The organism is Adhaeribacter aerolatus (assembly GCF_007991635.1).
In the GTDB taxonomy this organism is placed as follows: Bacteria; Bacteroidota; Bacteroidia; order Cytophagales; family Hymenobacteraceae; genus Adhaeribacter; species Adhaeribacter aerolatus.
Genome location: NZ_BJYS01000012.1, coordinates 99,523 through 106,482 on the forward strand (window position 1 = coordinate 99,523; position 6,960 = coordinate 106,482).

At 39.9% G+C, this 6,960-nt stretch carries 6 protein-coding genes; 1 reads left to right on the top strand and 5 read right to left on the bottom strand.

All coding sequences use genetic code 11. The features are described from left to right. Positions 1-71 precede the first annotated feature (71 nt). Positions 72-362: a hypothetical protein gene (locus AAE02nite_RS09390; protein ID WP_146897463.1), complete on the top strand. Its 291-nt coding sequence runs from the start codon at positions 72-74 to the stop codon at positions 360-362. Positions 363-750: 388 nt separating this feature from the next. Here the strand turns inward: AAE02nite_RS09390 and AAE02nite_RS09395 are convergent, their stop codons facing one another. The 5 genes from AAE02nite_RS09395 to AAE02nite_RS09415 all read right to left on the bottom strand — a co-directional run bounded on the left by AAE02nite_RS09395 (position 751) and on the right by AAE02nite_RS09415 (position 6,384). After that, positions 751-2,829: a PriCT-2 domain-containing protein gene (locus tag AAE02nite_RS09395; RefSeq protein ID WP_146897464.1), complete on the bottom strand. Its 2,079-nt coding sequence runs from the start codon at positions 2,827-2,829 to the stop codon at positions 751-753. Further along, positions 2,826-3,653: a BT4734/BF3469 family protein gene (locus AAE02nite_RS09400; RefSeq protein ID WP_146897465.1), complete on the bottom strand. Its 828-nt coding sequence runs from the start codon at positions 3,651-3,653 to the stop codon at positions 2,826-2,828. The genes AAE02nite_RS09395 and AAE02nite_RS09400 overlap by 4 nt, the downstream gene beginning before the upstream one ends. Further along, entirely contained in the window at positions 3,644-3,970 is a 327-nt protein-coding gene (locus tag AAE02nite_RS09405; RefSeq protein WP_146897466.1) for a helix-turn-helix domain-containing protein, read from the bottom strand. The genes AAE02nite_RS09400 and AAE02nite_RS09405 overlap by 10 nt, the downstream gene beginning before the upstream one ends. Before the next feature lie 112 nt (positions 3,971-4,082). Further along, positions 4,083-5,120: a hypothetical protein gene (locus AAE02nite_RS09410; protein ID WP_146897467.1), complete on the bottom strand. Its 1,038-nt coding sequence runs from the start codon at positions 5,118-5,120 to the stop codon at positions 4,083-4,085. Between the two features lie 10 nt (positions 5,121-5,130). Continuing rightward, positions 5,131-6,384, bottom strand: a complete 1,254-nt coding sequence (locus tag AAE02nite_RS09415) for a site-specific integrase (protein ID WP_146897468.1) — start codon at positions 6,382-6,384, stop codon at positions 5,131-5,133. Positions 6,385-6,960: the final 576 nt, after the last annotated feature.

Here is a 6,960-nt window from a genome sequence, read left to right on the forward strand (position 1 = left end):
CAGGTGGCATATATGCTACATATTATTCTGGTATGCTTATCTTTGCCAGGTGTACCCTAAAAAAGAAGCTAATGTTAAAGATTTACAGTTACGTTAATGAATATGAAAAGGGCTTTTCTATGGAAGCGGAAATGGATACCAAGGAAGACTTCGCCTTGTTTATGAAAATTTTCCAGGATGCTATACTGGCAACCAGAACATATGATCCTAATTTCAGCTTAGCTAAAAAAGGTGATTACCACTTTATAACAGCCTATAAGCTAAAACAAAAGCTTGAATTTACTTTTGTAATAGAGGATGATGGGTTTGGAATATGGGTAAGTCCAGCAAAACCGGAGATAGCTCCGTTAGCATCTACCTGAGTACTCATTATGCGATTACATTTTCTGAACTACCACCTTTTTATGTTACATTCCAGATGGTGCAGGTATTTAATTTTAGTTGAACCGCCAGCCTTTTATTAAATAAAAGTTGCATTTTGTCGGCTTGTCGGGTAAAAACACCTTCTATCCTTATACACACTTTATATTTGTACTAAATCTATGTTCCTTTTCTATATTATGTTATATTTTTTAAGTTTAATCTAAAATTTAATAATATGTACTTACAACCTTACAAAGCTCCTTTCAGTGCATTCAAGCAGGTTTTAAAGCCGACATTTAGCCGACACTGAACCGACAAAGCTTAAAACTGCCGACATTTTTCAGCTAGTACGGGTAAGCTGTGTCAGCCATTTCAGGGTAGTGTCGGCTAAATGTCGAAACTTGGACTGGTTTTGTCGGCTCCTGAAGCAGGCATCCCAGTGATGATTAGTGCTTCAAACCGAGGGTGAACACCGCGGCTTTTGCCATCTTTGGTACCATAACCTAAACCATTTAGGTATGTCTTCAGCCAACGGGTAAATGTACTCTGGGGAAGTTCTCTGTCGGTTAAGCTGGAACTCTTCCGAAATTCTTGCCAGCGGGCAGTTTTATCTATTGCGGTACCAACCGCTAAATCAGATAAGTTTTCCTCTGCCCACCGCACGAAGTCTTCACAGGTGGCCTGAATAAGTTTTTCCCGCAGCATATTTACAGACTTGTACCGGAGGATGCCGTTGGTTAAATAATACTGGCAGAACAGGAGCATGGTATTGTCAAATAATTGCCACTGTTCTTCATCCCAGTCGTCAAACAACAGATGCCCAAAATCCATTGCCGGCGTAAAGCTTAAGGAATAGAAAGCATCCAGTTCGATTTCTACCCGCCTCCCGGCATGACTGGCGGTAGTACCCTCAAAAACATAGTTGGAGGTAATATAGAATTTAGGTGCTTCTGCAAAAGGAACAAAAACGGAACCTTTGTTTTTCTGCTCGACTTCGAATCCTTCCGTCAGCCAGGTTAGAAAGCGGCCGAAAGGAAAGCGTTTAGGGTCGGCATCGTCGATGTGAATGATGCCAATCCCTTGGGTGTATCTTTGCAGCATAAAACGGTTATTAATATCCGCATTGCGGCCATCTATTTTTAACACGCTATTGATATGGCTTAATGCCTGTCCGATTATACCTTTTCCTGCCCGGCCCTCCTTATCATATAGTATAATAGCTACCGGGGTAGTCCTGGGATTAAACTGGTGCGTCAGATACCCTTGGGCATGAATTAAAACCTGAAACCGTTCTTCATCCCCGCTTACCACCTTTTTACAAAACTGATAGTACTCTGATTTCTCTTTCACCTCCTTCTCTTCTATAGACACAAATTGCCGCTGGATGATTTGGGATTGCCGGATGTACCCGGGAAGTTCATCATAGGACTTGAGGTTTATGCTTGATTTTGTGATTCCGACGAACCCGTTTAAATAGAACCGGTAACAGGTACTGGCGTTGTCCTTCAGAAAAGGCTTTTTCAGGAATGGTAGGTTTTCTAAAAAGGTGTTGTCACAGATTCTAGATGATTCACTTAACCAGGCGGCCCGCAAAGTACTTTTTAATATACCATCAAAAGCGGGAGGTAATGAATCAATATAGTCGAGAAAAGTATGTTTCAGTTCTACCCGGTCTACCTGCTCCACAACTTTTTGCCGCACCCGAAAAAGTACCTTTCCCGTGGCACCTTTTAGCTGGTAAAAACCGGATTCTACGGCAAAGTCAAGGCATTTACTCTTGTCTATAATCACTCTCTGGGGGCCTTTATTCCAGAACTTCTCATTACTAGTATCTATATTATCGAAAATCGGCCTGATAACATCTTCAACAATATCCGGCAGGATTGTCTTTTCTGAGCTGATGGTTTTAACTGCCTCCTGCAGGCTTTTACCATCGCAATATAATTTATAAGCCCGGTAAGGGATGGTCCGGATGATATGAGGGTCTAATCTGGATGGGGAGGTTGTGGTTGCCTGCCGTTGGGCAGGTCCCTCTTCTTCCCTGCCCTCAAACCTGGGATTGACATCTAACCCTGCTTCCCGGCAGGCATGAAAGAAGTTGGCTTTAGTATCATTAGCCGGTTCGTATCTACTTAGGCAGTCATCAAACTGCTTGTCACATTCTTTCGGCACATAATTAGTATTAATCTGGCTAATGAGGTGAAAGATTTCACGACCTGCTTCTTCAAAACCGGCCAGTGCTAAACCTATTTTTAACCACTTGTCATAACCTTGGGTAATACTGATGCCTTTTGCGGCTAACTCTTTGGCCAAGTCTTGGGCATGGTCTAGTTCAAATATTGTTTGGTAAGCAGTTGCTGCCGCCCTTAATGGGTTCCGGATAAAATCCGTTAAGGGTTTGGACTTCTCCTCGCCTTTCCATGAGCCAGCAGTACTCCTAAAAGGTTGAGTAAATTCTGAGCTCATAAATTGGTAAACTTGGGGTTAATAAATATCCGAGGGTCGTGCGAAAGATAAGTGGAGCGGCTCACTTTAAAGTACCTGGAATCAATGGTATCCTGCGGTAATCCGCAGATTGTTCTTAGGTATCCTGAAAAAAGCTTGTAACAATTCTCTTGAATATCTGGTTGAGTGGTCATTTCATATAGTACCCTTAGGCCATTATCTAAAGGATTACTAAAGCTCATAATCGTAGGCGGGTCAGCATTGATAATTGACCTGTATTCATCCAAGTTCTCTCCGAGTCCTTCTAGGTCAACACAAATAATACCGGTGTGTTGTATTAGCTTCCAATCAGCTTCTTCAGCAAAGGTTCCGGAGAAGGCAGCATGGCAGAATGCTCGTTTTAAAAATTCGCTTCTTGCTCTCTGGCCAGGTAAAGTCCTCAGGTGTGCTGTTTCCTTGACAAATGCTTGACCTTTTATTAGCTCAGCAATATGCCGGATAGTTAAGGACTTTTGCTTTTCCGGGGCATTTTTATTTAAAGCATAGTATACGCTGCATTCATTCTCCAGTAAACCTATCTTAGGTTCATCCTGGACGGGCTTATTCTCACAGTAATTAGCATAGCTGGTTAAAAGGGTACAAGTATGGAGAAACCAAGTTGGGTGATTACTATATCGCTTCGAAAGCCGCTGGTATAGATTTACTTTTTCAAGTGCTTGTGCCTCTCCTTCTTCCCGGCATAAATCAATAAACTTGTAATGGTAATATTCCTTTAAGGTCTCAGATGCTTTGGGATTATCAGATTTATAATACGATTCCTGAAGTAGTGTATTTTCTAGCGACATCTCTTTGTCTCCTTTCCTAAAATAATAGGCTGCTCTAGGCTCTTAAGGATGAGGCTTTTTAGAAAGTAGACCCTGCGCCCCTTCCTGCTAAAAGGTATAGTGCCATTTGCCATCCATTTAGTTAATGTTGGCGCGGAACAGCCCAGGAAACGACATGCTTCATTTTTGGAAATTGGTTTTTCCTCGTTTACTGGAGGTAACTGTAGAGTTTCGGAGGAAGGAGGATTTAAGTGCGGCAATAATGCCTTGACAAATGCTTGTAAAAGCTCCCCACCTTCGGGTATGCAAAATTTAATTATTAATTCTTTTTGTTCCATCACTATTAGTTTTAGTTGATGGTGCAAAAGTTGTAAATCAGAATTGCAGTGAATTGCAGTGAATTGCAGTACTGCAATAGAAAGTTAAATTAGAGCAAAAGAGACTAATTAATTAAATTAAATTAAGTATATTTTTGTATTTTTCCAATACTTCTATTGGGGCTCTATTTCTTGATGTCTCTTTTATAGCATCTTTTTCTTTCAACTTGAACTTACGGAAACATATCCTATAAAGAACAAAAGGTTTTCTTACTTTAAGTTTTATCTTTCCAGGGTATTCTAACATAGCTAAATACAACCCCCTAATATCCATAGGATCATCTTTCCAAACTCCTTCGATATCAATAATTTTCTCCCTCTTCAGCAGAGAAATAATACGGTCAGCCATTTCACTTTTATTATTGTGATAATCTCTAAATATTTCCTCAAAAGACAAGTCAGATTTGGGCTGAGTAGCTTTTTCAGATTTCTGCCTTATGCGTTCCTGCTTTAGCTTTTTAATATGATTGATTTCTAAATTACACCGTTTAATAAAAGTACCTCCATCATCAACATACCTGTCTGGATATTGTGCCAGTTCCTGATTGTGATAATTCATCCTCTCTCTGATGTATTTAATTTTTTCATCAGGGTCTTTATGACTTTCTAATACAGGTACAATTTGCTCAAACGTAAAAACTTTTTTCGCTGGAACATCGAATAATTTATTATGCAGTGCTTGTCGCTCCTTGTCAATAAAGTTGAAACAGGTATCAATTGCATCGGAAATTCGGTTTATTTCTTCCTCATCAGCATCCATGGGTGCTTCAACTCCACAGCCAGCATAAGCGTTTTGTATAGAAATAAGGAGCACGTATAATTGAAAATTGTCTAGTGAAAGGCTTCTTAAATGTTCAATTACCTTTATCGGCTTATTATAATGTTCTTTTATAATCGATATTTGCCTGAACAAGATATTTAAGAAGATTATGGGTTCCCAATAATCTCCTTTGACCTCGAAATCAATCTTTATTCTTTCTAAATTTTCGTAGATAATGGGAATTACCTTTCGGTACGTATGAAATTCAGAGCCTGTGAAAAATGTATCGAGGTTTTTTACTGGTTCAAAATCTGATTGTAAGGTCCCTCCACCCAGCTTAAAAATTCTCATTTGTTTATTTCTACTGATTCTCCTCCTGTTTAGGTTCTGCCATTTGCCAGATGTTATTCATTTCCACTTCTGCCACCTTCTCACTAATTTTAATGTACTTTTTAAATGTAGAGTAATTACTGTGTCCGGAAATCCTCATCACCACCTCAGGCCGCATACCTTTCTCCAGGGATAAGGTAATAAAAGTGCGCCTAGCCGTATGGGTACTGATGAACTCAAATTTTGGTTGAGTATTGGTTAATTTTTCATTGCCCCGCCTCTTGGTCAGACTGGTGGGTTCATCAATTCCCAACAATTTGCCAAGCTCTTTTAAGTAGTCGTTGGTCTTTTGGTTAGACATAACTGGTAGAGGCCTAAGAGCATCTTTATATTTATTTAGGATAGCCTGCGCAAACCTATTCAGCGGAACAAAGTAAGACTTATCAGTCTTTACAGTACGCAGGGTCCACCGGTCGCCCTTTATATCATTGCGTTTTAGATTGGCAATATCCGAGTACCGCTGGCCGGTAAAGCACCCAAAGCAAAATACATCCCTAACCTTATCCAGCTTACTACCCAATGGCAATGCTGCATGGTAGAAAGCCATCAGCTCTTTTTCGGTGAGATAGATAATTTCAATGTCTTTCTGCGGAGCTTTAAACTTTTTGTAGGTTAAATTTTGGTGTAAGCCCCGGTCCAGTGCCCAGCCCATAAAAGTCTTCAGAATAGAAAAATCTTTCCAGAGGGTATTATCCGTATGCTTAAGCTGCTGCATTAGGTAATTTTTGAAAAGGTCAAAAAAGCGCATGTCAATGGCTTCGAAACTGAGCTTGTATGGCTGGTCTCTGGAGAAAGTTTCCAAGTGTTTGTATAAAACTTTATACTTTGTTATGGTGCTCTTGCTGCGCTCTCCGGAAGTTATTTGTATATAATCCAGAAAGTGTTCAAAAAATCCTATTACTGCTGTCGGCTCCTTTTTTTTCAGGTGGCTGTTTATGGCCTCTCTTAGCTCCTTTACCGAAATAGCCACATTGCCTTGTGTGAGTTTATTGTAAAGTTGATGGATGTCCTTTTTATAGTTATCCAGCCAAACGTTAAATTCAGGGCTGCCGGTATAGGAACGCTTTACATGGTTGCCGTTCTTATCCGGTTTGGTGTTCCAATGTTTGGGATTGATATACTGGCCAGTCTTTATCTTAATCGTTTCCTTGCCTATCCGGAGAAACAAATAGATTGCAGTATCACTTTCAGAGTTGGGTTTATCTGGGTAGTAGTTAAGGGTCATTACAGCTTATCTCTGGTGGAGGTCAAAGATACAAACTGTCCGATACTTCGGAAACATTTCGGACACTAAACTTTACTTTACCTTACTTTTAATTGCTTTATATTACCTAATGGAAATTTAAAAAGTAGGCTCACATAATTGTATGGGCCTATTTATGGAAATCTTTGTTAATTAAGTAACAAAAGGTTCGACTCCCTACGCGACCACCGAAAAGGCTCTTAGATACATTCTAAGGGCCTTTTTATTTTATTTTCGAACTATTTCACTTACCAGAGACTCCTGCTCCAACCCCAAATTATTTTCTATTTACACCCGGCAAGTTAATTCAAAATCCACAGATTGGCCGAAACGCTGAACTACACTTTTCTACATTATATAGTTAACCCGCTTGGCTCCCGTATACCTGGCAACAGGTAATTCTCATTTTCCAGTTATCCAATATGGGGTAAAAGAAATCCGCAGCCTACGGCCCTAATAATGCGAATTCTTCCGGAATCTGACTTCCAAAAGAATTCGCCGCATAGCACCTGGTAAGAATTACATATTATTTAACATAATAAATAAAATAAACCCGTT